At 58.4% G+C, this 24,718-nt stretch carries 18 protein-coding genes; 7 read left to right on the forward strand and 11 right to left on the reverse strand.

What is annotated here, in order from left to right; translation table 11 throughout:
• Positions 1-295: 295 nt before the first annotated feature.
• The 7 genes from ACTQWD_RS07835 to ACTQWD_RS07865 all read right to left on the reverse strand — a co-directional run bounded on the left by ACTQWD_RS07835 (position 296) and on the right by ACTQWD_RS07865 (position 12,870).
• Positions 296-1,186 carry a DUF4430 domain-containing protein gene (locus ACTQWD_RS07835; protein WP_441559685.1) on the reverse strand — a complete coding sequence of 297 codons (891 nt, stop codon included), beginning with the start codon at positions 1,184-1,186 and terminating at the stop codon, positions 296-298.
• 9 nt (positions 1,187-1,195) lie between these two features.
• On the reverse strand, positions 1,196-6,991 hold the full coding sequence (locus ACTQWD_RS07840) for an InlB B-repeat-containing protein (protein WP_441559686.1): 5,796 nt from the start codon (positions 6,989-6,991) through the stop codon (positions 1,196-1,198).
• A 431-nt stretch (positions 6,992-7,422) separates the two neighbouring features.
• On the reverse strand, positions 7,423-9,186 hold the full coding sequence (locus ACTQWD_RS07845) for an ABC1 kinase family protein (protein ID WP_441559687.1): 1,764 nt from the start codon (positions 9,184-9,186) through the stop codon (positions 7,423-7,425).
• Positions 9,187-9,194: 8 nt separating this feature from the next.
• The gene (locus ACTQWD_RS07850) at positions 9,195-9,605 is read right to left on the reverse strand and encodes a hypothetical protein (RefSeq protein WP_229770640.1); all 411 of its coding nucleotides are present in this window, start codon (positions 9,603-9,605) and stop codon (positions 9,195-9,197) included.
• Positions 9,606-9,758: 153 nt separating this feature from the next.
• Positions 9,759-11,282, reverse strand: a complete 1,524-nt coding sequence (locus tag ACTQWD_RS07855; protein ID WP_441559688.1) for a C69 family dipeptidase — start codon at positions 11,280-11,282, stop codon at positions 9,759-9,761.
• Between the two features lie 98 nt (positions 11,283-11,380).
• Positions 11,381-12,235, reverse strand: a complete 855-nt coding sequence (locus tag ACTQWD_RS07860) for a bifunctional 5,10-methylenetetrahydrofolate dehydrogenase/5,10-methenyltetrahydrofolate cyclohydrolase (RefSeq protein WP_441559689.1) — start codon at positions 12,233-12,235, stop codon at positions 11,381-11,383.
• Positions 12,236-12,237: 2 nt separating this feature from the next.
• Positions 12,238-12,870 carry a cyclodeaminase/cyclohydrolase family protein gene (locus ACTQWD_RS07865; RefSeq protein WP_441540528.1) on the reverse strand — a complete coding sequence of 211 codons (633 nt, stop codon included), beginning with the start codon at positions 12,868-12,870 and terminating at the stop codon, positions 12,238-12,240.
• Between the two features lie 449 nt (positions 12,871-13,319).
• Here ACTQWD_RS07865 and ACTQWD_RS07870 point away from each other — a divergent pair, with 449 nt between their 5' ends.
• Together ACTQWD_RS07870 and ACTQWD_RS07875 are read left to right on the forward strand one after the other, a co-directional pair.
• Positions 13,320-14,810: an InlB B-repeat-containing protein gene (locus ACTQWD_RS07870; protein WP_441559690.1), complete on the forward strand. Its 1,491-nt coding sequence runs from the start codon at positions 13,320-13,322 to the stop codon at positions 14,808-14,810.
• A 356-nt stretch (positions 14,811-15,166) separates the two neighbouring features.
• A complete protein-coding gene (locus ACTQWD_RS07875; protein ID WP_441559691.1) occupies positions 15,167-15,760 on the forward strand; it encodes a hypothetical protein in 594 nt (197 codons plus the stop codon).
• Between the two features lie 94 nt (positions 15,761-15,854).
• On the opposite strand, the gene ACTQWD_RS07880 is transcribed toward ACTQWD_RS07875, so the two are convergent.
• Entirely contained in the window at positions 15,855-16,124 is a 270-nt protein-coding gene (locus ACTQWD_RS07880) for a hypothetical protein (protein WP_441559692.1), read from the reverse strand.
• Positions 16,125-16,322: 198 nt separating this feature from the next.
• On the opposite strand from ACTQWD_RS07880, the gene ACTQWD_RS07885 reads away from it, so the two are divergent.
• Both ACTQWD_RS07885 and ACTQWD_RS07890 read left to right on the forward strand, forming a co-directional pair.
• Positions 16,323-16,775: a helix-turn-helix domain-containing protein gene (locus ACTQWD_RS07885; RefSeq protein ID WP_427795744.1), complete on the forward strand. Its 453-nt coding sequence runs from the start codon at positions 16,323-16,325 to the stop codon at positions 16,773-16,775.
• Between the two features lie 142 nt (positions 16,776-16,917).
• The gene (locus tag ACTQWD_RS07890; RefSeq protein ID WP_441559693.1) at positions 16,918-17,706 is read left to right on the forward strand and encodes an ADP-ribosylglycohydrolase family protein; all 789 of its coding nucleotides are present in this window, start codon (positions 16,918-16,920) and stop codon (positions 17,704-17,706) included.
• Positions 17,707-18,431: 725 nt separating this feature from the next.
• Here ACTQWD_RS07890 and ACTQWD_RS07895 read toward each other — a convergent pair.
• The 3 genes from ACTQWD_RS07895 to ACTQWD_RS07905 all read right to left on the reverse strand — a co-directional run bounded on the left by ACTQWD_RS07895 (position 18,432) and on the right by ACTQWD_RS07905 (position 21,307).
• Complete coding sequence (locus ACTQWD_RS07895) at positions 18,432-18,821, reverse strand: SMI1/KNR4 family protein (RefSeq protein ID WP_441055758.1); 390 nt, start codon at positions 18,819-18,821, stop codon at positions 18,432-18,434.
• 12 nt (positions 18,822-18,833) lie between these two features.
• Positions 18,834-19,943 carry an HNH/ENDO VII family nuclease gene (locus ACTQWD_RS07900; RefSeq protein WP_441559694.1) on the reverse strand — a complete coding sequence of 370 codons (1,110 nt, stop codon included), beginning with the start codon at positions 19,941-19,943 and terminating at the stop codon, positions 18,834-18,836.
• A 95-nt stretch (positions 19,944-20,038) separates the two neighbouring features.
• Complete coding sequence (locus ACTQWD_RS07905; protein ID WP_441559695.1) at positions 20,039-21,307, reverse strand: hypothetical protein; 1,269 nt, start codon at positions 21,305-21,307, stop codon at positions 20,039-20,041.
• 714 nt (positions 21,308-22,021) lie between these two features.
• On the opposite strand from ACTQWD_RS07905, the gene ACTQWD_RS07910 reads away from it, so the two are divergent.
• The 3 genes from ACTQWD_RS07910 (at position 22,022) to ACTQWD_RS07920 (ending at position 24,441) form a co-directional block, all read left to right on the forward strand.
• Entirely contained in the window at positions 22,022-22,816 is a 795-nt protein-coding gene (locus tag ACTQWD_RS07910) for a hypothetical protein (RefSeq protein ID WP_441559696.1), read from the forward strand.
• A complete protein-coding gene (locus tag ACTQWD_RS07915; RefSeq protein WP_441559697.1) occupies positions 22,809-24,170 on the forward strand; it encodes a hypothetical protein in 1,362 nt (453 codons plus the stop codon). The genes ACTQWD_RS07910 and ACTQWD_RS07915 overlap by 8 nt, the downstream gene beginning before the upstream one ends.
• A gap of 88 nt (positions 24,171-24,258) precedes the next feature.
• On the forward strand, positions 24,259-24,441 hold the full coding sequence (locus tag ACTQWD_RS07920; protein ID WP_441546788.1) for a hypothetical protein: 183 nt from the start codon (positions 24,259-24,261) through the stop codon (positions 24,439-24,441).
• Positions 24,442-24,718 lie beyond the last annotated feature (277 nt).

The following is a 24,718-nucleotide window of genomic DNA, read 5'->3' on the forward strand; positions in this document are numbered from 1 at the left end:
CGGTGAGCCCGGCGCCGCGAAGCGCCCTGGCCCTCTCCACCATTCTCCTACTGTATGCCATGCGGACTCCGTTCCGGACCTCAACGGTCCAACTTTTTGTCCGCAGTCCCATGTCTAGAACGAGATGCGCTTTCCCAATGGATGCTGATGCGGAAATTGCGTCCCGGAATTCACCTTCAGGGTGGGATGCAATTTCCGGTTGAGCCTCGATTGGGAAACGACGTCCCATTCGCATAAAAGCGGGCGGCTCGGATGTTTGTCCGAACCGCCCGTTTGGCGTGTTATGTCGAGGCATTTAGCCCGTTACGTAATACCAGACGACGCTGTCACCGTTGGAGAGAACGTAGTTGCTGCACGCCGTGTTGGGCGTCACACCGTTAACGGAGTACATCCAGCCGCTTGTACCACCGTGCTCCTTCTCGGCCAGGCCGCCGATAGCGGCGACATACGTGCCGTACGATGAGCCGTGCGCATTTACGGAAAGGCCCAGTGCACACAAAGCATCGTAGGCCGTAGCGCCCTCGTTGAAGGTGAACGTACCGCCAGAAGACACCGGGTTACCCACGGCACTCGACGTCACAGAGACCGTCACAGTAATGTAGCCAGGCTGCTGCGAGCCGCCCTGATTGCCAGCAGAGGCGCTGTCGCCGTTGGATACAGACCCACCGCCGGCCGCCGAGCCGCCGCCCGAAGAGGAGCCGTTTGAAGAACTCGATCCACCAGCGGATTCGGAGCCTTGTCCGGCAGACGCGTTGTTGGACTTCTTGCCGCCCTTGTCTTCGGACTTCTTCTCTTTCGAATCCTTGTCTGACTTCTCGTCCGAAGACTCGGAAGCGTCCTTGGAATCCGATTCATTCGAATCCTTGGACTCGGAGTCCACAGCGTCAGAAGACGAGGAGCCCGCTGTCTCCGTCTTGCGAGAGGCGATAGAGCCAGAGTCGGCAACGCTCCTCCCCGCCACGGCCCGGGCGATCCAATCGATGGACCAGGCGCCGCTGGCGGAAGGGTGAACAAAGCCCAGCGAGACGACAATCAGCGCGATGCAGACGGCCGTCAGAGAGCCAAGCAGCGCCTTGCGCCGAGAGGCGGACGCCGCCGAGGTGGCGCCCTTTTGCTTAGCATCGTCGAGCTGAATGAACGACGAGTCGGGTTGCTTGGAGTCGGCATCCTGAGGTTTATTGGACACAGCTCTCACCTACCGGCGCTTGGTAAACACGAACACGCCAATGACCGCAAGCCCGATCACGCCGGCCGCTACGCCGACAATGGCGAGCGGGTTGAAGCCAGACTGCTGTGCCAGAGCCTCAGCGGACTTCTTAGCGGTAGTCGCGGCAGCCGAGCCCGTATCGGACTTGGAGCTGGACTTGCTGGACTTCTTGTCAGACTTCTTGCTGTCCTTCTTGTCGCCCTTGCCGGAATCCTTCTTGGAATCCTTGCCGTCCTTGGTCTCGGTCTTGGTCGTGGTGGACACCGGCTTCTGGCCCGGAGCAACAGCGCCGCCGCTCTGCTGGCCGTTTATGCCGTTATCGGAGCCAGAATCAGCACCGGCATTACCCGAACCGCCATTGGAGCCGTTGGAGCCAGAGCCGCCGTTACCGCCAGGGGTAACGGCATTCTTGGTCCACTTAGCGTAGAGCGTCATATCGGCCGTCACCGCAGCGCTAAAGTCATACGCCTTTGTGCAAGCCTCATCGGTATACCAGCCACCAAAGGTGTAGCCCTCACGCGTCGGATCGGCCGGCTTGGTGACGGTCGAGCCAGAAGCAGGCGTCTGATCGCCAGTCGCAGAGCCGCCCCGAGCATCAAACTTAACGCGATGGGCCTGGGACTTCACACAGAACAAGTGACCTGAGTCGTTCGTGTAGTAAAGGTTGCCGAACTCGTCGCAGACAACCGACGCCATGCAGTAGTTTGCATAACCAGAACCGGGAACAAACACTTCGGTCGCCTCGGCATCGCCCAGCTTGTACATATACACGCCGCCGCCCGAAGTGTAGTTAGGCCAGTTTCCCTTGGCGCCATTTAGGGTGAAGTACACATATGTTTCACCATCGCGCGTGGAGACGAGCGGCGTGCTCTTCGATTCAAAGCCGAGCTCTTCGCCATCGGCTTTCGTAATCTGCCTCACGCTCATATCAGAAAGATCGATGATCGACAGCAGGCCTTTAGCCTTCCAATTGTTCGCAGTCGCACCGCAAATAAAGGCATATTTGCCGCTAAACACGGGCGTTGAAGTCGAGTATGGGGCAAACTGCACCTTCCCGGCCTCGGTAATAGAGCCATCCGAACCAATAGTCAGCTTGTGCAACGTGCCATCATCGCGCGTAACGGCGTATACATAGCCATCGTGGACGGTAAGCGCCGAGCGGATATTGCCACCAGATAGCTTAAACGAGGCGACAAGCTTCGACAGATCGGCGGAATACACGCGCACCTGGCCGAAGTCGCTGCCGACAACGTAGTAGCCGTTGACCATCAGACCACCAGACCAGTAGAAGCCGCCATCGGTGACAGAAGCACTGCCGGCAACTGCACCCGTATGAATATTGATGCGCCTGACCGTACCGTTTTGCACGTCATTGCCGGACCAATAATCAAGGGTATTGATATAGACATAATCGCCGTCAACGGTCAGCGAAGACAGGTTCTGGTTCGTAAACGCATCGGAATACCAAAGCGTCTCAAACGTTTTCGCCGAAACAGCCTGCAGATAGCCACCGGAAAGCGGAATCAGGATGATACCCTGAGCAATAACGGGACGGCAGGTGCTATCCATGGAAGAGCCAAGTGCAAGCGATCGCACGACGGAACCCGTCTCGGGATCAACCTCGTTGAGGACCGCATTCCACGTCTTTCCATTCCACACCGAAGCGCCCGTGACAAGGTACACCTTTCCGTTCGCGACAATGGGGTCAGACGCAGAGGCGCTTGCGCCTGCCTTCTGCTGCTCTTCGGTTAAAAGGTTGAGCGCCCAGGAAGGCGTATCGGTCTTTGTCGTAGGCGTAAGGGCATCCGTTGCGGATCCCGAGCCACCGTTCGCAAAGCCATTCCATGCCGTATCGACATCGGGATGCTCAGCCCCAGGATTGGTGGCAGGCGCCGACGAAGGCTTCTGTATGCCATCGCCCTTAACGTAACGGAACTCGACGCAATCGCCGTTCTTAAGGCAATAGCTCGAGGCGCCGAAGTTCGCAAACCCATTGTTTACGTAAAACGACCAGAAGCTGTACGGCGCGGTGCTCGTTGTGCCCAGCACGCGGCCATCGGGCATCGTCGCACTCGTAAGACCCAAGGCGTTTGCCTCAAGGTTCGTACAACCGGCAGCCGTCATAAGCTGCTCGAGTACCGACTCGGCCGTCGTGTCATCGTCGGCGGGAAGCGTAAGCTCGGTCAAGGGCACCACCGATTGCTCGGTGTAGTTGCCGTCGGCATCACTTGCGGAGACGCCCGTGACCTTGGCCGTCACCGTAATGGTCTTGCCCTCGTTCGGGTTGTCGAGCCCCGTCGTTCCCTTGACGTTTACCGTCGCAGAAACATCCAAGCCGGCAAGCACCGCGTAGTCCGAATTGTCGGGATAGCGCTCGGCATAACGGGCAAAACGCTCACTCTTCAGACGGCCGCTAATCGTGACTTTCGTGTTGTATTCGGGCTGAGTGAGGATAAGGTTCTCATGCGCGATAACCCTCGGTTTGCTCGACTTGAGCAAACGATAGGTATTCTCCGTGCCACCGGGGAGCTCACTAAACACGAAGCCGTAATGTCCCGCAGCCTCTTCGGTGGAATAGCACCAGTTAACGCCGAGTCCTTGGCCATACACCTTAAGCGGTGCATGCAGGTTGCCCGTCACGCTGGAGGCATTTTGGCCATCAAGAATACCCAAGTAGAACGAAGACTTCGCAAGGCTCAGGTGGAACAACTCGGCATTGAGCTCGTCCTGATTCTGCGGAGAAATCGCAAAGTCGAGGGTCCTGCTTGCCGTGACTTCGGCGTTGGACTTATCGGTCACCGTAAGGGTGACTTTGGTCTTCGCTGCCTCGGCGCCAGGCAGCGGCTGATAGACCGTACCCTTGTAACCGTTAAACGTGATGTCATCGGTGCTGGCGGAGTACTCGACCTTGTAATACTTGCCGTCGACGCCAAGGTTCTTGGGCTGTGGCATTTGCAGGTCGGCGGTTAGGCCGTCCTTGTCGGCAACCGTTTTGGTGCCGTAGTACTTGATATTGTCGTAGGTAAAGGCCGCATCGACCTTTGCCTGCAGGTCGGCCTTGTCGGATGCAACCTTATCGGGGTCGCCCTTGACAGTAACGGCATGCGTGGCCCCACCGGTCACCTTGACATCGGAGACGTTCGACAACACCGAGACTTTGGCGGTCAGCGTGACCTCGCGGTCGCTCGACTTGCGCGCGACCTTGCCCGTGTAGTCGTCCCAGCCGTTGCCCGAAACAGACAGGGCATCGGTATCGGAGCTCGTCCACTCGACGGAGAACTTCTTGTTGGCGCCCGCCCTGTATGGCAGCGTCAGATTCTGGGTAACGCTCTCGGCGGTATCGCCCGTGGCATAGCCGATGGAAAGCTGCTCGGCGGCGTTGTCGAGCAGGTCCTGAAGCTTGCCTTCGTTCCAAGCGATTTCAACAGTTTTAGTCGGCTTGTATTCAACCGACTTGCCATCACGCGAGAGCACGAACGTAACGCTCGCGCGACGCAGCTGGTCAATGCTGCAGCCGCTAGACGCGTTGGGATCGAGATAGAAGAACGTGACATCGCCGTTAGTCTTATCGTACGTAGAGGAGATGCCGACCTCAGCGCCCTCATACGAAGAGCTGAAGCTGGCGGTCTTAGTCTTAACGTCGATATCATCAAAGCCGAGCTGCTTGAGCTGAGCCTTCAACGCGTCGTTGACGTTACCGCCATCAGCACTGTAGGCGACGCTTATCAGCGCGTTTTTATCGCTGAGCTTCTGAACAGCAGCCTCGAGCGAACCGGCCTTGATGACCTTGTTGGCCGAGACGACCTCGACCTCGGAAGAGCCACTCGCAGCAACAGCCTTAAGGTACTTGTTACCGGCCGCATCGGGAACCTGGATCTTGGCACCCGTTACTTCGAGCTTAGTCCAATCATCATCCGCCGCATCGGAGGCGTCGGCCGCATACCAAGAGATATCGGCGCTGTCGGCAGAAAGCTTAACGCCGTTAGTGGTCGAGCCGTTAGTGGTCGAGCCGTCGACGCGCTTAGCGTACACATCGGCAGAGACGCTATCGCCCGCGACAAGGTTGGTCGACTTGCTCTGGAGCTGAGGCGTGCTCACGACGCGCAGCAGGTTATACTCCCCCACCGGCAGCACCGTGTCCCTAGAGGTCCACGTAACGGTGTTGTCGAGCGCCGAGGCCTCGAGCTTGAGGGATTTGCCCACAAGCGCATCGGTGATAGTCAGCGCACCGGTGGAGGCGTCAAGGTTATCGGTGACCTTGGTCCAATTAGCGTCATCGGCGCCCTTGGCATACCAGGTGACGGTCAGCTTGGCGTCATCGGGCAGAGCGGAATCCGACCAACTCGAAGAGTCGGGGATACGGACCTTGGGCGTAAGCGTCGTGCCCACGTTGAGCGTAGCCGTCGAAGCCTCTGCCGGCTCGACAGATTTAAGCGTGTACTGACCGGCAAGCGTCACCGGACCCACAGGGTCAACCGAGGTGGTGCTGCCGTAGTACTTCTTCTGTGTGCTCTTAACGGAGTTTTCACTCGTGGCGATCACGCGGATGTACTTGCCCACCATATCGGCCGCAACCGTATAGCTGGCAGAGTCGGCGGCACCGTCGATATTCTTGAACGCGGCGTCGGACGTCGACTTGGCGTCGGCGTACTGCCACTGATAGTGAACGGTATCGGTAGATCCAACGTTCGTGTAAGAGTTGCCCTTGGTCGCCTTAGCCGTGAGCACGTTGCCCACATGCACGGCCCCAGTAGAAGAAGCGCCCTCGACCGTAACGCCGTACAGCTCGACCGCGCCAGCCTCCGAAACAGGACCAACGGCAACGTAAGGAGTAGTCTCGCCAGAAGCGCTCGTAGCTTTGGCAACGAGGTATTTGCCAAACAGGTCAGCCGTAACCGTAAAAGTACGACTCGTTGCCCCAGTGATTTTATTGGTGCAAGCGCTAACGGAACTCGAGTCGCCGTAGTACCACTGCCAGGAAACGCGAGAGTCCGCGGAGACGTCCGTTGTACCCGACTTCGCCGTTGCAGAAATCACATCTCCGGCGTAAACCTTACCGCTCTTATCGAGGGTGACGCTCGAAACACTGACGCTATCGGCGGCGGTGACCAGAGTCGTCCCGCGATTAGCATATGAGTCGCCACCCGCTTTAGGTGTCACCACGCAACGGACAGACTTACCGGCATACTCGGCAAGCTTTAGGGTCTGCTCAGTAGCGCCGGGAATATCGGTGTAATCCGAGTCTTTCCTGCTCTGTTTAGGACCCTCTTGCCACTGATAACTGAGATCGGATGAATCAATTTCGATCCTAGCCCCATTAACTTTTTGAAAGGCATGGACCAAAATCGTATCCGACGTAGTGTAACCGGCATAAGACTGCTTGCCGGTCGATAGGTTCTCGAACGTTAGAGAGAAAATCGTAAGTGCGTCATCGCTCTGCACCGCGACGGCACTGCTCCCCGCTGCGCTCTGGACAGCACTCGGCTGCGGTGCGCTCGACTGCTCGGAGGTCGCAACGGTACCGGAAGACGCGGCGGCATCCGTACCGGCAGCATCGGCGTCACCCTCGCCGGCAGCCTGCTCCTCCGCCGACTTCGTCTCCGCAGTCTGCGTCACGGCCTCGGCAATGCCCTCGGCGCCCTCGGCCCAAAGTTGCGCCGGCGTGGTACCAAAAGCCATGGCAAACGCCAGGAACGCCACCAGACCGCGCTTGGCTACGCCACGGGCAATCGCTCCATGACGACGCCACGAGGCGCGCTGGCACTCGTCCTCAAACATATCCATTTGTCTCCTATTGTCTGAACTTGGGACATTGCCCAGCGGCTGCCCCACGTCATCGCGCACATTGCGCTCGAGTACCCCCATCGGGGTCCCCCTTCCCTCCAGAGCCCAACGCGTGCCGGCGGCATGCGCCGCGGCCGCATACAAGATGGGGGGCGATCCGACTTAACCTTACCGACCCGGGCGCGCCGTCCGATCTGCGGCGCGGCCATCCCGGGCCAAGAGGAATTACGGTTACTGGTACAGCCGGGGACTTGCACCCCGATTCTCCCAAACACGCAGGAAAACCGCGCATTCGTGCGTCTCCGCACCACCATCTAGGCCATCGATTATTACTGTCAATATGGTAGCACGCAAAAGGACCCCGCACACAGGCGAAGCCCAAGGTAAAAGCTATGGTTTGCGATAGGAGAATGCGGTGACGGTCGCAGTCTCTACCGCTTGCCGCCGTGACTGTTGCGCCAGATCTCGCGGCCCAGCATCAGCGCCAGCACCAGCGCACTCACGTAGCCCATAAAGCCAATGACCGGGATACCGAACACAACCGGCTCGATGCGCGCGTAGTACACCACCGACGAGCCGATAAACAGGCCGGCGATCACAATTGCCATCGACATGCGGTCGACAATTCCACCCAGCTGTCGCAGCGCCTTATCGCTGCTCATGATCTGCGTGTTCACCTTAAGCTGGCCGCGCGTGAGCATGCGCGACGCCAAGCCCAGATACTCGGCCGCCTCGAGCGAGCCTTTTGCCGCGCGATAGCTGCTCGCGGCAAGATCGTGCCCCATTTCGCGGACGCGCGCATAGGTGCTCTTCTCGTTTTTGATGTGCGTCTGGATGATCTGGATCATGTTGACGTCGGGCATATACTCGGTCAGCAGACCCTCGAGTGTCACCATGCCACGCGCGAACATCGTCACCACGCTCGGCAGCTCAACGTCGTTTTTGCGCGCCAGATTTAACAGCGAGGTTAAAAACTCGCCGATATCCAGGTCCTTAAGATCGAGCCCTGCAAAGTCGGCGACGATAAAGTCCAAGTCGGACAAAAAGGCAGAATGGTCGAGCTCGGCCGAATCGCCGCGCGTCACGGCAAAGCGCATAAGCGAATCCTTGAGCTTGGGAACGTCACCTTCGGCCACGGCGAAAATCATATCCTTGACGATACCGCGGTCGTGACTCGACATGCGCCCGACCATGCCCAGGTCGATAAAGTAGACGATGCCGTCCTTGAGGATGATGTTTCCCGCATGCGGGTCGGCATGGAAAAAGCCATCATCGAGCACCTGCGTCGAGTAGTCCTCGACGATCGCGGCGCCAATCTTTTCCAAGTCATAACCCTCGGCCACCAGGCGCTCGGGATCGGCAATGGAGATGCCGTCAATGTAGTCCATGACCACGACGTGTTCGGTGCAAAGGTCCAAGTAGGATTTGGGACACGAGACGCCATGCACGCTTTTGTGGAAGTCATAGAAATCGTTGAGGTTTTTGGCCTCGGCCAAAAAGTTGGTCTCCTCGCGAAACGAGGTCCACAGCTCTTCGACCACGCCATGCAGGTCCACAAACTGATCAGTGTTGACGAACTTGGAAACGATGCGTACCACCGAGCGAATGATGTCGATGTCCTGAGCCATCACCTGCTGCGCGCCGGGGCGCTGCACCTTAACGGCCACGTCCTCGCCAGTCACCAGACGGGCGCGGTGCACCTGCGCGAGCGACGCGCTACCGAGCGGGTTGGGGTCAATCGCGTCGAATATCTGCCCCAGGCGCTGGCCGTATTCCTCTTCCAAACAGCGGAGCACTACCTCATACGGCACCGGCTCTACGTCGGAGCGCAGACGGCGCAGCTCGTCGCAAAACCGCTGCGGCAAAATCTCGGAGCGGTTGGCCAGAATCTGCCCCATCTTAACGAACATGGGACCGAGCTCTTCGAGCAGACGACGCAGGCGCACCGGCGTGAGGTTGTCCCACACGCGATACTTTTTGATCAGGCGAACGATCTGACCAATGCGCTCACGACGACCTGCCGGCGTGAGCTGGTATTCCTCGTCCGGCGCCATCGCGTCGGGCTCCTCAGGGACCATATCGACAGCGCGCGGCTTCTTGCGAGCGCCCGAGACGGCGGCCTCGACCTCGTCGACAACCGCCGCCTCGTCACCCAAGGGATCTTGATTGTTGTAATCGGTGGTGGAATCTGCCATCTGCGCTGCTACTCGGCCTCTTCGGCGTCCTCTGCATCGTCGGGCTCAACGGACTCGACGGGCACCGAGGTCACGTTATCCTCGACCGAATCGACGATGTCGCGCACATGGGCCAAAAAGGCCGTGCGCTCGGGGGCGGTCATGACGCGCACGCGGGCGAGGATGAGCTCGTCGAGCACGCGCTGGGCCGCAGTCTCGCCCTGCATGCCCAAGCGCTCGGTAAGGTCGGAGATGGTACCGCCGGCCTGCTCGAACATGTCGGACACGCTGCGGGCGATATCGGGGGTGCCGGCGTCCTTGCGCACCTGCTCGCCCTTGGCATTGAGGTCGTCGAGGACCTTCTTGCCGCCCTCGACGGCAACGGCGGCGGCACCGAAGCCCACGTTGATGGCACCGTTAACAAGCTGATCGAATTTCATAACCATGGCTGGCTCCAATCGTGAACAACTTCATTGGCCTACTTGTACCCAAGATTGAGCAAACGACACAAAATCGTTTGTCACCGGGATAGAAATCGAGCGAGGCAAAGCCTTTGACGGCGTTTGCCCCGCTCGTTCGCTGCAATGTGGCTTTTACCTAATGTTATCGTTCATCGCGAAGGAATTCTTCATGGCACAGCTCGTGGTGTAGAGCACCTTGCCCAACAGGGCATCGGTCTCCACGCGCACAAGCTCGGCAAAGGCCTCGTTGGCGCGGGCGAGCTCGGCGGGCACCTCGGCCTCGGGCAGAGCGGCAACGGCAGCGTCAACGTCGTGAATCTGCTTGTGGCCCATGCCGCCGACCTTCTCCTGATAATCCTCGACTGCGCGACCGCACTCATGGAAGCGAACATCGGCCAAGGCACCGATCAGGCGATTTGCCCAATAGAAATTCTCGGACGTCACGCGAGCCTGCGTGTCAGCATAGTACTCGGGCATGGTCTCGACATTGGCGTACAGCGGCACAAGCGCGTTAAACGAGTTAGAGCCAAACGCCATCCACTGCACGGCGCGATACGCCGGCTGCGCATAGGGGCGCAGCTGCAGCACGGCGAGCTGGCTGTTGCGGTTGATGCCGATGGGACGATAGGCGCCGCGCGTGGCGGGCGTACCCTTGCTGCCATAGCAGTCGTACTCCGTGCCCTGGTAGTGGCTCGAAAGCACGTACTTGATGTCCTCGAGGGTCACCTTGCGCTCGGGCACGCGACTCCAGGGAATGTCGTCGCTCTCGGGCGTGTAGTCGGCGTCGGGACCGTCCCACACATCGCTGGGGTTGAGGCAGCGCTGCATGTACCAGGCGCGCGGCGTGTTGTAGACGTGATCACTGTCGCTGTGCGAGCCAAAGGCCTCGCGCGGGTTAAAGACCGTCGCCGGACCGTCGCCCTCGACACCCAACGTCAGGTCCAGATGCCACTCAGCCATCCAGGTGCGTAGGTCGGCCGAGCACATGTGGTCGACCTGCGCACCCTCGGCGTCGTCCAGGTCAAAGCTATCGATACCCAGCTGGTTGGGCATGGTCACATAGGCGTCGTCGGGTACGCGCTTGGCGATCCAGTGGTGGCCGCCGATGGTCTCGAGCCACCAGATCTCGTCAACGTCACTAAAGGCGATGCCATTGTTCTCGTAGGTGCCGTAGCGCTCGAGCAGGTCGCCCAGAATGCGCACGCCGTCGCGGGCGGATTTGGCGTATGGCAGCACCAGGGTCACCATATCCTCCTCGCCCAAACCACCGGGCTGCGCCGGCACATAGCCGTCCTCGCCCTCGTTACCCTTGGCGGGCACGAAATCCACGAGCGGATCGGCGCCGCGGACGCGCTCGTTGGTGGTGAGCGTCTCGGTTGCGGACATGCCAACATTGAGCTCGTTGAAACCGGCCTCGGCCCAAATGCCATGACCCGGGACAACGTCGGGGACGCTTGTGTAACGCATGGGATTGTCGGGCAGCTCAACGGTCAGGTGGCTCAGGACACTCGTGTAGACACGCGGCTGCTCGTCGGGATGCACTACGCGCATGCGCTTGGGCTCAAATACCCCATTGGGCGAGTCCTCGTTGCGGGCAACCAGCGTCGACCCGTCGTAGCTCGCGTTCTTACCGACCAAAATCGTTGTGCACGGCATGCGCATCCTCCTTGAGCGAAGAAATCAAACGGCAACAGTGTATCGCTTCGGTGCAAAAAGGGCGAAACCACAGCCTCGGCAGCCCCGTGGTCAAAAGCCTATTTCGATGTGCGCTCGGCTGCTTCGATCACGTGTTTGGCGAGAATCGCGGTGGTCACAGCCCCCACGCCGCCCGGCACGGGTGTGATGGCGTTAACGATCGGCTCCGCAGCATCAAAATCGACGTCGCCGACCAGCTTGCCAGCGGCCTCGTCCCAGTTAATGCCCACATCGATGATCGTCTGGCCCTCGCGAACCGCATCCGCGCCAATCGTGCGCGCGCGCCCAACGGCCGCAACCACTAAATCAGCCGCACGACACTCGGCAGCAAGGTCGCGCGTGTGCGTATGGCACGTCGTCACCGTGGCATTGCGAGCCGTAAGCATGGCGGCAACGGGACGGCCAATCACCAGAGACCGACCGACGACCGCGACTTTGGCCCCATCCAGCTCAACGCCGTAATGGTCCAGCAACGCCAACACGGCCTCAGCCGTGCAAGGAGCAAAGCCCTCGCCTCGCCCCGAAAGCGTGGTAAGTAGCGAGGCCGGCGTCATGGAGTCGACATCCTTGGCGGGATCGAGTGCCGCGGCAACCGCATCCTCGTCAAGCCCAGCGGGCAGTGGGCGAAACACTAGGCAGCCATGAACGGCGGGGTCGGCATTGATGTCCTTAATAGCCGCCAGCAGCTCATCCTGCGAAGCATCGGCAGGAAGCAAAACGCGGCGAGCCTCAATGCCAGCCTTTTCACAGCGCTTGAGGGCGCCGCGCTCGTACGATAGATCGTCCTCGCGCTCGCCCACACGAACGATGGCCAGCGTCGGCACAACGCCGCGTTCGCGCAAAGCAGCGCAGCGAGCGGCAAGTTCCTCGGTCAAAGTACGGGCAACGGGAGCGCCTTTGAGCAGCTCTGCCATGGCTATCCCCTCTTCCTGGCTGCGTCGGCGGCACGGCGCGCCAGCGCATCGGCACGCGGCAGCCACGTATCCAGCAGCTCATCGCACGCCGCCTCGAGCTCCTCGGCGCGTGCCCGGTCTTTCATAGACGTAGTGTTGGCAAAGAGCGTCAGACTCGCGCCCTGCATGGCGGCGCGGCAGAACACGGCGCCACAAGCCACGTCGGACAGCAGCTGGCGCGACCCCTTGTCCGCCATGTCCTCGAGCAGCGCCAGCGCGCGCCCGCAGGCATCCATAATGCGATACGGTGGCATAGCCGCCACGTGCAGCGCATCCTGAATCGCAGCCGGTCGAGCCGGATCCTCGCGCGAAATACCGTACGCCGCGGACACCTGCCCGTAGGCACGAACGTCCTCGGCAACCAACTCGACAAGCTCCTGGGCCAGCTCATCAGCCTGAGCAAACGCGTGCGCCAAATCGTCCGCTCGATCGGCAAGCGCGGGATTGGTCGCACCGTAGCGGGCAACCATCCCGCAAAGTGAGGCTCCCAGCGCGCCCACAAAGGCGCTCGCGCTACCGCCGCCGGGAACCGGCTCGCGCGCGGCAAGCGCCTCGGCAAACCCTCGGCAGGTCTTATCCATCATCTCTTGGCTCATGTGCATGCACCCTCAATGCTTGCCAAGCTAATCGGACAGTCGGCGCCGCCCGAACGCATCGTGTATTTCGTGGTGCCTAGTCTAGCCCATAAGAGCATTCGCGTCAGTGCGCCCAGTTATCGCACTTTTCTATGGCGGGCGATAGGCGCAACATCGCTGCGCTTATCGCCAAGCAATCAATCCCGACCCCCTGTCAAGGTCAGTCTTGCGCCCAGCCCATTGGGCCATAGACACACCAAGTGCCATCGCGCAAACCACACCGGCAAAACAAATGCATCTTTGTTGCGCAATCCGATGCAACAAAGATGCAGGTATGCGGAATAAATATGCAAGAAGCGTGAGAAAGATTGGCGTACCGATAAAGGCGCGAAATAGGGGTTTAGCAAAATGCCAGAAGCTCTATAATATTTATGCTGATTTAATACTTTTAGAGTCGAAGGAGTCTCAGCATGAAGTCGTTTTTGAAAACGGTCTCTCGTGCGGTCGCAGCGCTGTTTGCCGTTGCGCTCGTCACGATGGGCGTAGCATCGTCTGCTTTCGCAGACGGTGCCCCCGGCACGATTACTACCGGCACGGTTACAAACACCACCCAAAACAAGCCGTATGACAACTTGACTGTCGCTATTAAAGAGGCAAATGACGGCGACATCATTAATCTCGGACCGGGTAATTACACTACTTATGTAGAAAACCAAGGCAAGCTCGCTGTTGGCAAGAGCCTCACTTTTGTCGGCTCCGGCAAAGACACGGTTTGGGGCATTGGCGCTAAATTCCCCAAACCCGAAAACTTTGGAACGGAATACAACGGCGATTATTCGTTTGACGGATCCAAGACCATTACATTCAAAAACATGACGCTGCACTCCGATAAGGCGGACTACCTTGGTTTCATCCGCATCGACAACACCGTTGTCGATAACTGCATCGTTGAAGGCAAAACGTTCTACTGGGGCTATAAGACCGCCAAGTTCGAGAAGACGACGTTCTACCCTCCAACTGGCGACTATGCCCTCTGGGCGTACAGCTCGGAGGTCATGACGTTTAACAACTGCACCTTTAACGCAACCGGTAAGGTCATCAACGTCTACAGAGAAGCCAGCACGCAGAACGTCACCATTAACGTGAATGATTGCACGTTCAACTCGAATGGCGACAAAAGCAAGCAGGCGTTGAATATCAACGACTCGACTATGGGTGACAATAAGTACATTCTCAACATTACTGGCAATAATACCGTCACGGCTGCGCGCGACGACATCACCTGCTCGCAGCTCTTTGGCTTTGGTGGCAAGGCAGAAACTAACAACAAGGGCAAAACTGACGTCTACATCAACGACGAGCTCGTGTGGTCCGGCGGCGAGAAGAAGACCCACTCCTACACCGACGGCGAGCGTGACAAAGCCTACGATGTCACCTACACCAACTGGACCCCTGCCGGCGCAGGCACTTGGACTCGTACGGGAACCCCTAAGTGCAGGTACTGCGGCTTCGTCAACCCGGATTTCGAGGAGAAGGCCTACGATCTCTCCTACGACCTGAACGGTTCCGAGGACAAGCAGACCGGCGATTTCGCTAAAGTCGAGCACATTGCCAAGACTAAGGTCACGGCCGATAAGCCGGCACGCAAGGGCTATTCCTTCGCAGGCTGGAACACGGCCGCGGACGGCTCCGGCACGAGCTACGAAGCTGGCGCCGATATTGTGCTCGAAGCCCCGGTAACGCTCTACGCCCAGTGGAAGAAGGACGAGCCCGCGCCCAAGCCTTCCGACAACAAGCCTTCCGACAACAAGCCTGCCGGCAAGCCTGCAAATAAGACCAAGGCAAACAAGCAGGATCTGCCCAGCACGGGTGACGCCTCCGCCAACATCGTCGCTGCTATGGGCATCATGGCAATCGCCTGCTTTGCCTCCAGCGCTGTCGTGTCTAAGATCCGCAAGTAATCTCATCTTCGAAACACGCCGCAGCAACTTGTTGCAACGCAAAGGGGTCCGCACCGTAAAAGGTGCGGACCCCTTTTTGCACAAAAAGCTGTGGCGAGGCACCCACGATGACTGCCCGGATGCGTCCATCGTCAAGATTCGCAGCCCCCGGCTGCGCTCCGTCCCACCGCACCAAACATGGAACCAGTGGAAGGACGGAAAGGCCGGCTCTCCCCTCTTTTGCGCCCAGACATATTGCCACTTAACGGCGCAAATCCGGCCATCAGAAAGGGACACATGGCCCACCTTAGCGAGCCGCTCGCGCGTACAGTAAAGAAAACTAATCCATGGGCGGTTACAGATGAGGAGACACGACCATGAAAAAGAAGGCCTTTGCGATTCTCACCCTCTGCATCAGTCTCTTTGCTGCAGTTGCCCTGGTGGGTTGCGGCGGAAGCGATGGCGCTACCGGCAGTGGCGGTGGCGGCGGAGCAGAAAAACCAGCCGTGGATATGAGGACCGACTTCATCTGGTTTAAGGTCGAGGTCCCCGAGGGCGTCGAGATCACCGACGTCGCTGGCGACACCGCCGATAGGGCCCAGTTTAAGTTCACCGAGAGCGAGCACGCCAGCGATCGCTTCATCCCTGTCTTCGACTCTGACAAGAACGCCGACGAGCTGTTCGACTACGAGGCAAAGTGGAAGGCCAACTCCGGATGGACCGAGAGCGACCCCGTTAAGTACAACGGCAAGACCTGGCGCAGCGCCTACTTTACGCACTCGGGCGGTGTGACGACCGAGTACTTCACCGACGTTGACGGTGGTAGCGTGTATGTGCGCATCGACAACGTCGAAGAGCACAAGGACGCTGTCGAGACCATGATGAAGTCCCTGGAGTTTGCCGATGACATCGCCCAGGCCAAGACCGAGGCCATGGACGTCAAGCTCGACGATATCGAGATCAAGCGCTAAAGCTCCAACGGCATGCAGCAGCGCCGTTTTAGCTCAGCCGGGATGCAAGGTGTGACTCCTTGCATCCCGGTTTTTTGTGTTCGAAAGCGCCCGGTCACATCACCATATTGAGCACGTTGACGAATTCCTGCGCCTGGGAGCGGCTGCTCAGGCTAAAGACACAAGCAGTCAACAGCCTGTTACGTAGGAAAACATCGCGGCCTTTGATTCTATTGACGCCCGTAATGTCCTTAAGATAGACAATCTCGGTGTGCTTGCCGCCGAAAGTGCCCTTCTTGAGCACCTCAATACGGTTGGGGTAGATCTTAACGTCTTTAAACCTACCCGAACCTTTGTCCTGGAACAGCAAAGTGTTGTTGTCCATGCGCGTCACTCCCGCGGGGTTCGCTAAAACTGCCTCTATGGCCACATTTTAGTCACCGCAAACCCTCTTCGCGGTCGTGCGCAGAGCACCAAAATCGTGTCCGCACGAGGCTTTAAGCTAGAGTCAATAAAGGTGTTTGATGCGCTTGGTGAGCTCTTAGGATCTTCCTCAAATCGCCGGCATCGGAGGAGGTCTTACATGGTTTACATATGGGAATTCGAGTTCTTTGATTCGGACGGCGTTGTCGACGCTGTGCCATGTGGCTCGCTGGGCGGAGGTGGAACGTTCGGATCCGACCTAAACGACGCTGTCGAAAGCGCCGCTGATTTTCTCGCATGCATGGTCGATGACCACCTAATGGGCGGCGTCGACCTGCCTGCGCCGGACTTTGGCCACGAGCCGCAGCACGGTGGCAAGATTATCGCTGTGGCCGTCAGTCGCGAACTCGGCGACATCCCCGCCGTCACCGCAGCGGATGCCGCGCGTATGCTCGGTGTTAGCTCAGCACGGGTATCGCAACTGATAAATGCAGGACTGTTGGATTCATGGAAGGATGGCACCAAGCGCATGGTGTCCAAAGCTTCCATCGAGGCACGACTCGCCGACGCACCAAAGGCAGGGCGCCCAAAAGAGGTCCCTATTGCTGTATAAAGCAATAGCGTTGCGGGTTTTTTCATTTGTCAGATTAGCTGACAAGCTCTCTCAATTCGGGACTCGCTGCGTCCCGAATTGAGCTGGACACACTGCCGCAGGTAGCCGCGCATCCTCAATCCAAAGTACGAGAGGTGTTCCCATGACAGACAGACCGAAAACAACGCTACGCGACTGTATTTACGGGCTTGCCGTCGGCGACGCGCTGGGCGTTCCTTACGAGTTCAGGCTCCGCGACACGTTCGAATGCACGGACATGATCGGCTACGGCACGCATGGGCAGCCCGCCGGTACCTGGAGCGACGACACATCTATGACGCTTGCTACCTGCGACTCGATTAGGGAGCTCGGGCATATCGACACCGCGGACATGCGCGACAAGTTCGTAGGCTGGATTGCCCGTGGCGAGTATACGATTGACGGTGTTTTCGATTATGGCGGCACGACCGCCCGCGCCCTGCACGCCGGCAAAGGAGGCTCTGGCGAGCGCGACAACGGCAACGGATCGCTCATGCGCATCGCGCCCCTGGCGTTCACCGATGCGACAGACGAAGAGATCAGCAAGGTCTCCGCGATCACGCACGCTCACAGAACGTCGACCGAGTCATGCGTCACGTTCATCGAGCTGATGAGGTCCGCGATGGACGGCGTGCTTCCCTCATGGGTGCTCCAGCTGAAAGACGTGCCCGAGCGTGAAATCAGGTCTGGCGGCTTCGTGCGCGACACCCTTAAGGCCGCCAGCTGGTGCTTTGTCAACACTAACAGTTACGAAGATTGCGTCCTTGCCGCCGTCAACCTGGGCGACGACACCGACACCACCGCAGCCGTCGCAGGCGCCCTCGCCGGCACGGCATACGGTATCGAGGCCATCCCGCAGGAGTGGATCGACACCCTGCGCGGTAAAGAGCTGATTGAGAGCTGCCTGTTTTAGACCGCCTCTTTAGCAGAAACGGGATAGATGTCTCCCTCCGCGGCCCGTGATGACTGCCGCGGAATCCGCCTGCGGGCAACGCTCCAATCTCCGATTGGGGTGAAGCCTATGAACTTGTTTCTTGAAATCCTGCGCCTCTCGATGTATGTGACCGGCATTGACCGAAACCTCTACTCGATCTGGCGGGAATATAAGCAGTAACGGATAGCGAAGGGAGTCATAGAAAAGGGCCGGTTGCAGCCGGCCCTTTAGACATTAGCACCTGCGTTGCCCGCGTCTCCGAAGTTTAGGCGCTGAGGAGCGGGTTCCGCGGCACAACGTGGTTTTACCCGGTGGGGCGGCTCTTTTGCAGCCGTCCCACTGTTTATTTACATCCACCAACATCGGTATACAAGAGCCGGAGGGTTACACACAGGCAAGAAAACCTTAGCTCCTCCGACTCGGTTTCAGCTTAGCACATTGGGGCGAACTAAACGGCAAGCGCGCATCCCGGGGATACGCAAGCAGGCGCTAACAAGAGTAATAAATGGCTTCGAGATACGGACCCTCTCACAGGTACGGCACCGATGAGTTTCCTATACCGCAGCGCCCAACAATCCCTCATTCGCAACAATATCCTGCCGCGGCATTGAAAAACCCTGCATGGCCCGCCCTAAAGAGCAAAGTCTGGCGGCTGACATATCGCTAGGTTAGAGTTGCCCACCGATTGAACCCACGTTCAGCCTTTAGCGTTTAGCGTATTCAAGAAGCGAATCGCAAACCACCGTGCATCCGAACCCGGGAATGGAAAAGTAGACAACACCATCCGCGTCCTGCCATGCGACGATGCCATCAACGCCCGTTCGCTCCAGGACATACCAAGAAGGGTCGATGTCGGGCCAGTTTCCACGTTCCGCTCGCGTTGCGCCAACAACATCAAGCCTCGGCGATTTACAGATACCCGTGAGCTCGTGCCCATTGACGCTGGCAAAGGAGCAGGACTCGAGGTAGCTTCTATATTCCTTCGAAAAGCTCAACCCCAGCTTTGCCTCAGCCTCGGTAATCGCGCCGGAGTCAGCCGCGCCCAGACATCTGAAGTTCGGAAGCCCAGAAAGGCCCTGGTATACGTCGCTCATCCCAATACCCTACTATTCCAACACCTGCGCCATGTACTCCCAGAAGGCCTTCTTCTGAGAGTTCCAGTTGTTCCCACCGGCGTGTACGTCGGACTCCTTGAGCTTATGCCAGATTTTGGAGTTCCCTCCGAACCTATGCTCCTCTTGTGTAAGGATCGCCAGGGTCGAGTCGACCTGTTGCCCGATATGGTGCAACTCGTAAGGCTCCCCAGTAGCGGGATCGAGTGCCGCCAGGCCCTCCTTCATCCTCTCAAGGTTCGTGTGCCCCATCTCATCGGTAAAGGTGAGATCGATATCGCGAATAAGAGCTGTCTTGCCGTTGACCATCTTGGGGGTAAGCCCTGCGTTTTTGATAATCTCGTACTGATCCATATCGTTAAGTTGCTTGAGGACATCGAGCGGGAGCCCGGACTCCTTCTGAATGGACGCGACTTGGTCCATCGTCAAACCACCGGTGGTGGCACCCCTTAGAGCCAGGGTCTTCTCGGCACCTCCGCGCAGCGCCCCGCCAATCGCGCCCCACTTGAAGCCTTCGCTGCCGCTAAAAGCACCGGCCTTCAGAGCCTCATCCATGTCACCCGTCTCGATGCCCTTAAAGATGGCAGCAGAAACGCCGCTGATGGCGCCGGAGGACAGCGCGACCACCGCTCCGGACTTGGCCGAGACAGCAAATATCACGCTTGCAGCAGGCGCCCCGGCGGCGCCGGTAACAGCGGATACCGTGACACACACAAGGATTACCCCCGTGCCGACGGCGATATTCCTCACCACCTGGTCGTAGGTGTCATCGTAGCCCTCGAACGCCTTAACAGTAGTCCGGCCGTCTTCACCGAGCGTGAAGACGTAGCGCTCGCCGCCGAAGGCTTCTTCAAGATCAGCAAGCGTATAGCCAAAGTAGATGTTCGGCTGAGTGTTGTAGGAGAGCTCCTTAAGATATTCTTTCGAGACATATGTTGTCTGAACGTTCTCGACGAAGTACTCATCGGAATCAATCTTCTGGACAAGGTCAGAATATACGGCGTCCGCCACGTAGCGCTGAAGATCAGGGTCGGAAAGGGCCTCGAACTCGAGGCCTGCCGTCTGAATGGCGGCGACCTCATTCACCGATCCGGATGCTCCCACGCCAGACGACCCTCCAGAATGCTCGGTGGAGGACGCGCAGCCCGGAAGCCCGGACACCGCCATCGCGATGACGAGTATCAGGGTGATGGCTCGCCTCATCGCTCATCACCGCCTTCCTCGCCATCGAGATCCGTATCGGGCATAGCGGGCCCAGATTCGCTGGAAACGTCAGTAACAGCTATCTTCTTGCACCGAACTATCGCGATGAACGCGAGAATGAGGACTACGCCCACAGCAAGCAGGGCGATAACAAGACCGCCCATGCTGGCGGCGTCCCCGTTCTTGCCGGAGACCTCATTGGCCGACGCGTCGGTCTTTTTCGAGGCGGGCCTGAACGACCCGTCGTCTGCGACGGTCGCGCCCTCCGCAATCCGCTCCTGGGCCTCGGCAAGTGTCATGTTGTTGGCGACCGAGGCCTTCATGGCATCGTTTGTACCCACATAGATCCTCTTGGTCGTGGCCTCCTCACCCGTATTGGGGTTCTTCACGGTCACCGTGTATATGCCCTCGTCTTCGAACACCGCACCGTCGGTCGCCGTCTTGTTGAAGCGCACGTCCTCGGTAAGGCCATCGCCGGTGCTGTTGAGAACCTCCCTCTTCACACTTACGTCAAGGTAGTGTGACCCAGCCATGTCAATCCGAAAGCCACTCGAGGTGACTGAGCCGTTGAACAGCTCGTTATTCGTCGCAGTGTCGAAGAGGAACATCATGGTGTTGCTGTTGCGTACCTTGAACTTGAAGAAGATGCGGTAGTTGTTGTAGGCCGGCCTGAACGGCAGGAGGCCTGGCGACTCGATCTCGTAGTCGAGAGCCACCTCGTAATCACCCTCCTCGTACATGTCGATATGGGTGTTGGCGCCGACTTTGACGCTCGAAAGGTATTCAGTGCTGACGGTGGGCTCGGTTGAGGCATTCTGGTAATCGGTGTGCTTGGTTATGAGGACGCCGTGGCCGAAATCGGTCTTGGGAATGCCGAAATGCTCGTCGTACCCGTTTCCGTCGCTGGAGATTTTCCTTTTGTCGTCCCCGTTCAGGGAATCGATACTCTGATTGAGCTGAAAGCTAAGCTCAACCCGATCGCCACTGTTTTTAAGAAACACGGGGACATCGTCGCCCGCTCTGCTCGTGAAGCCGCTGACGACGAACCTGCCAAGCTTCCATCCGAAGTGGGGGTCCCCCTCTTTGATGCTGTTGGATTCCGAATAGCCGTTGTCCAGGCCCGTGTTGACAACCTTGTCGTAGTAGTACTTGTTGTCCTCGGAACCGTTGCTGCTTGAATCATCCGCCAGTGTGATTGTGGGTAATGTAACCGATAGAGCAGCGACGGCGCACAGCACGACAAGCAACGCGCGTTTCATTCTCATTCAAGCGCTCCTAGCACCCGTTTCGACAATAAAAGTCATTATACAGAACGCCGCCAGCACATCGAAAGGGCGAGGGAGACTACGTCGGAATAAGCCCAAGCACGGCGCGCGCCGAGCATTTTAAGGCGTTTACATACGACGACGGGTACAGCTTGCCCGCCACGCCACAGTGTCGGATTACGTCATCGGCAGGCGAACCGCAGCGATTATGGATGCTCGCCATCAGCGCGACAAGCGTATTGTCCCGACCTCCATTCCAACCGAGCACAGGCTGGACGCCCAACGCCGGCAAGCTGAGCAACGCCACCCTCTCTCACCAATTCGCACAGCGTGCCGTCCTTATCGATGAAATAACGGGCGGAAGCTCTTGCCGATGAGATTCGCGAGAAGTACAACGGGTTGTTGCGCCCCGACGCCTCAGTGCCGGCTCAGCGAACCACGATTATTGAGATGCGGCTGCCCCGGCGGTGTAGTTGCGGAAATCGCGCTGGATGAACTCCACGTCGTTAGCCATCCTACCCTTCCGATGAGCGCCATCAAAATTGACCCCATACACGAAGTTCCCAAGCAGGAGTGGCCCCAGCCACCGCCTTCATCATCCAGGGCGACCACAAATCAGCTGGAAGCTGAATGCCGGTTTCAGTAGGCGCGCTAGAATGGTGGAAAACCAGCAGCGTTGACCATATAAACGATAAGCATCCGGAAGGAGCTTCCGTGAGACTCTTCGACAAAGGCTTCGACCCATTGGCCAAAATTCAGAAAACGGCCGACTCTGCCGGCAAGGCAATCGAGGATGCAGCCGGCTCCATCGGAAAGACAATCGGCGACGTCGCCAACGCAGCCGACTCCGCAGCCGTCGACATCGCTGAAAAGGCCAGTCTGGTAGCCGGTGGCACTGCCAAGAGTATCCAAGAGGGCGCATCGTGGGCATTGGAGAATGCCGGAACCCAGATAAAGCAGATCAAGGAAGACCAAGAGGGCCATAAAAATAACTTCACGACGATTGGGTCCCTTCAGCCCGTCGTAAACGTAATCAACGATGCCGCGGTGGCGCTTGACGACAAGAGCCATACGATCAAGAAAAGTACGATTCCCGAGGTCGTGGCTGGCGCCCTGGGCGCAGGCGTTGGAGGCGCTGGCTCCTTCATGGCGCTGTACGGCCTCGGCTCCGTCGGTCTTTCCGCCGCAGGCATCACGTCAGGTCTTGCGGCGGCCGGTGGCATCGTGGGCGGCGGCATGGTCGCGGGCGTCTTCGTGCTCGCGGCGCCGGTGGCCATCGCAGCCGGCACGGGCGTCGCGGTCGCGTCCCACCTTAAGAACAAACAAATGGGCCAGGAGAAGGAGCGCCTGTACAAAGAGGCGCTTGCCAAGCACCAGGCGATTATCCAAGCGCTCAAGGACGAGTCAGACGCAAGCGTTGAGCGCCTCGAGTACCTGCAGTCTCTCAACGTCCTGCTCGAAAGGGCGGTGCGAGATCTCAAGAGCGACCTGGCAATTCAAGATGAGTAGATACGAATACTCCAACGGCGAGAAGGAGATCAACGCAGTCCTTGCCCACCAAGACGACCAGATCAAGTCGATTTCATTCCCATCGGCCGAAGAAATCGAAGGCCGCATTGCCAGCACCGAGAAGCTGCTGGCGTCGCTCAGCTACGACCTCCCTCAACGCAACAAGGGCACAAAGCCCGTCCGCACCGGTCAGCCGCTCATGGCCCCCACATGGAATCAGATACTCGACGAAGCCCTACAAGCGGGCAACGGGTCTGCCGAACTCGAAGACCTCTTCACAGAAGAAGAACTTCAAGCCAACCGCGAGGAGGTCCTGGCATTAAACGAGCAGTACAACCAGATCCATCGCATGGACGCCGTCGACGTGGCCATAGCCGCGAGCGCCGGCTTTCTAGCCGCAGCCGTGGACATCCTGCTCGTCGGAATCCCCCAGAAGACCCACGACGGCCTGAAGGCAGGCCGTCTCTCCGATTACATCCGTGACTACTTCGACAAGCGTTTCCCGCCCAATGAGATGGAGAGGCTTGCGAACTCCAAGGTAAGCAAGGTTCCCTACGACGCTCAGGACAACAGAAACACCGCTACGCGGGTGGAAGGCCTCTCGGCCTACTACCACAGGCTCTTATCCCTTGGACACGACCCGCTGCTTGGCTTCGTCTTCGGCGTGTCGGACATCCTCACGGGCAGGATGACCACCATCGATAAGAACGGCAAGATCGTATCCCAAGTGATGGAATGTTACACAGGACGTAAGGAGGCCGATATTTTCGCCGCTATCGCAAAGCAGATCATCCATCTCAAGTCGGACATCACAACCTCCATGGGCCTGCCCGCACCGCTCATGGAGCTGTTCAACATCATGCAGTTTGGTAGCATAGGCGAAGAAGAACAAACGGTTGCAGAGATTGTCCAGGGCATGTATTTCGAGGGCTACGATTTCATTCACTTCTGTTCAACCTCGGTCCCCGTCGCCATAGTCGAAGTCGTGGTCAGGCTCTGTTACACGATCCGCAAGGTAAAAGAAGGGCTGACCATAAAGGATGCTATCCCGTTCTCAACCGAACCCAGCAAGAACCCCAAGCTCGCAACGATGCCCTTCACCGCCCATTGCGCGGCCACAGCCGTGAACGCCGGAAAGCTAGTCTTCACCAAGAACCCCATGGCTATCAACTACCCGCAATGGATTGCGTTCGCGAAATACAGCTACCAGCAACTCAAATGGGTTGCTATAACCAAACCTGGCGAGCGTGACTGGTTCGTTCGCAAAGCCACCGAAGGAGAGCTGGCAGACGCCTACGATGATATCGATCAACTCTTTGGCGAAATGTGTCCAGAGACTGTGATCATCGATTAGCTCCTCCATTACCGAACAAATAGGGCTCTATTTTCTGTAATCGGCTAAGATATCCGACAAGATGCCGGACGAGCCGGAAGGGGCTGACATGTACATCTACCTAAGCAAGGAGGACAGCGAGAAGCTGGACCGCCTCATGCGTGAGTACGAGCAGACCTTCCATGAGAGATGCCACGCCTACTGCATGAGCGACCCTATCGCCGAGATAGAGAAGTGCCTGAAGACCGGCAAGCCGTCCAAGATCAAGCCTGAACCCGGAGCGGTCTACTAGAGCAGTTTCAGAGCCCCTCTATTTTTGATGCCGCCACAACGGGCAGACACTTTTAGGAGACATCGGCAAGCATGATATTGCTCAACGTTCGTGCTATGAGCGTGAGCATTTAATGGAGTGACTGCGGGTCCTGCCGCCGCACAAAAACGGGGCGGCCCGCACCCCTGCGGTACCGTCAAGATTCTTTCGCAAATTGATTTAGCCGTCTCCGGCCCCGTCCTCTTCTAGCCCTCCGCCTTTCCCCTCAGCTCGTCCATCTCCTCCAGCTTCGACATGT

The organism is Collinsella sp. LCP19S3_B6 (assembly GCF_052121815.1).
GTDB lineage: Bacteria > Actinomycetota > Coriobacteriia > Coriobacteriales > Coriobacteriaceae > Collinsella.